This is a genomic window from Variovorax sp. P4_D9 (assembly GCF_056401695.1).
Map to the genome: position 1 here is coordinate 1 of NZ_JBFUIU010001196.1, position 2,099 is coordinate 2,099.

Annotated in this window: 3 protein-coding genes; all 3 read right to left on the bottom strand. The window is 73.3% G+C overall.

Annotated elements, in window-relative coordinates:
• Positions 1-59: 59 nt before the first annotated feature.
• Entirely contained in the window at positions 60-1,124 is a 1,065-nt protein-coding gene (locus tag AC1DY5_RS52900; protein WP_478122228.1) for a glycosyltransferase family 4 protein, read from the bottom strand.
• Entirely contained in the window at positions 1,121-1,534 is a 414-nt protein-coding gene (locus AC1DY5_RS52905; RefSeq protein WP_478122229.1) for a 6-pyruvoyl trahydropterin synthase family protein, read from the bottom strand. Before AC1DY5_RS52905 ends, AC1DY5_RS52900 begins: the two co-directional genes overlap by 4 nt.
• Positions 1,535-1,558: 24 nt before the next feature.
• Positions 1,559-2,099 (bottom strand): MDR/zinc-dependent alcohol dehydrogenase-like family protein (locus tag AC1DY5_RS52910; RefSeq protein WP_478122230.1); only part of this gene is annotated, 541 nt, incomplete at its 5' end.

Below are 2,099 nucleotides of genomic sequence, written 5' to 3' on the forward strand. Positions count from 1 at the left end.
GCCGCGTGCCGCCAGATCGAAAGGCTCGCGCAGCGCGAGCCAGTCGGCGCTGAAGCCGGTCATGCGCGCGGCGCCCGGGCGGCGTTCTCGAGCGCGGCGGCGAAGCGCGCCGCACTGTCGTCCCAGGTCGGCAGGCCGCGCCGAGCTTCGCGCGCGCCTTCGGACAGCCTTGACCGCAGGCCGGCATCGTCCAGCACTTGCTGCAAGGCGCGCTGCAGCGCGCCGACGTCGCCTGGCGGCACCAGCAGGCCCGCCGCTGCGGGCACCGTGTCCGGAATCGCGCCCGCCAGCGTGCTGATCACCGGCAGGCCATGCGCCAGCGCTTCGGCCAGCGCCATGCCGTAGCCCTCGTGGAAGGACGGCAGCACGAAGACGTCGGCCACCGCATAGAGTGCGCGCAGCCCGGCCTCGTCGCGCTCGTCCAGAAGCCGCACGCGCCCCTGCAGGCCGTGGGCGTCGATCTCCGCCGCCACCGCCGCGGCGCAGGCCGCATCCATCGTGAGGCTGCCGACGCAAAGCAGGATCCACGGCCGATCCTTCAGGCCGGCCAATGCCTCGACCAGCAGCGCGTGCCCCTTGCGCGGCGTCACCGTGGCGACGCACAGCAGCGTCGGCGCGGCCGTGCCCGAACCCTGCGCCAGCGCAGCGGGATCGGTGCCGGGTTCGACGACGGCGATCCGCCCGGCATCGACATCGAAGGCGGCCAGCGCCCGACCCGTGGCGCGGCTGGTGACGATCACGCCGCGCGCCGAAGCCAGCGCGTGCCGCTCGCTGTCGAACAGCGCGCGCTGCCGCTCGGGCCCGAGCCCGGTCTCCAGCGACAGCGGGTGATGGACCAGCGCGACCCATCGCAGCCGCCGGGCGTGGGCCGCCGCCAGCTCGGCCAAGACGCCGAAAGCCAGGCCGTCGACCACCACCAGCGCGTCATCGGGCAGCGCCTCGACCACGCGGCGAGCCATGGCCAGGGCTGACGCATCGGGATCGGGATAGCCGGGCCCCAGCGACTGCAGGTCGACCTGCCAGCCGGCGGCGCGCAGCCCGTCGATGATTCGCCGGTCGTAGGTGTAGCCGCCGGTGCGGGTGCCGAGCTCGCCCGGCACCAGGAAGTTGCAGCCCGCGTTCAATCGGCGCCCGCCGGCAGCGCGGCCTCATAGGCGGCCCAGGCCACATGCGATTCGTTGAGCCGCACGCGCAGGCCCGACAGACCGCGCGCATGCGGCCCGAGATCGCCGGCCGCGATGCGCGCGGCGATGCGGTCGAAGATCACGCGGGCCATGAATTCGGTGGTCGTGTTGCGCCCTTCGAAGGCCGGATCGTCGTCGAGATTGCGCAGGTTGAGCTCGGCCAGAACGCTGCGCAGCACCTCGGTGGCCCGCGCGATGTCGACCACCATGCCGTCGGCATCGAGCTCGGCGCGGCGACATTCGAGATCGACCACGTAGGTGGCGCCATGCAGGCGCTGGGCCGGCCCGAAGGCCTCGCCGCGAAAGCTGTGGGCGATCATGAAATGGTCGCGGACGTTGACGCTGTACATGCTGAAGTCCTGTCGGTTTCGGTTTCAGGGATAGTCGATTCGCTGGCACAGGGTGTCCGGCGCGCCGGCGGCGAGACGCGCCAGCACCTCGGGCAGCTGCTCGAAGGGCGCGCTGTCGGTGACCAGCAGATCGAGCACGGGATCGCGCAGCAGCGACAAGGCCAGCGCGAGGCGCCGCCGGTGCGACCAGCGGCTGCGCTGCGCCGCCGCCACCTGCCCCACCTGCGAGCTCTTGAGCACCAGCCGCCGCGAATGGAAGGCCTCGCCGAGCGGCAGCGGAACCACCCGCCGTCCGTACCAGCTGAGTTCGATCACCGTGGCCTCGAAAGCGGCCAGCCGCAAGGCCGTGGCCAGGCCCTCGGGCTGGCCGCTGGCATGCAGCACCAGGTCGGCATCGGTGCGTGCGCCAGCGGGCTGGGCGAACCCCACGCCGAGCCGCTCGGCCATCGCGCGCCGCGATGCCCGCAGGTCGACCAGCTCGACCTCGCAGCCCGGCAGTCGGGCCGCCAGCCAGGCGACCAGCAGCCCGACCACGCCGCCGCCCACCACCGCGATGCGGTCGCCC

What these genes read in the sequence shown, in the direction of transcription:
- AC1DY5_RS52905 (WP_478122229.1), bottom strand. Translation starts at nt 1,534, where the DNA reads ATGTACAGCGTCAACGTCCGCGACCATTTCATGATCGCCCACAGCTTT.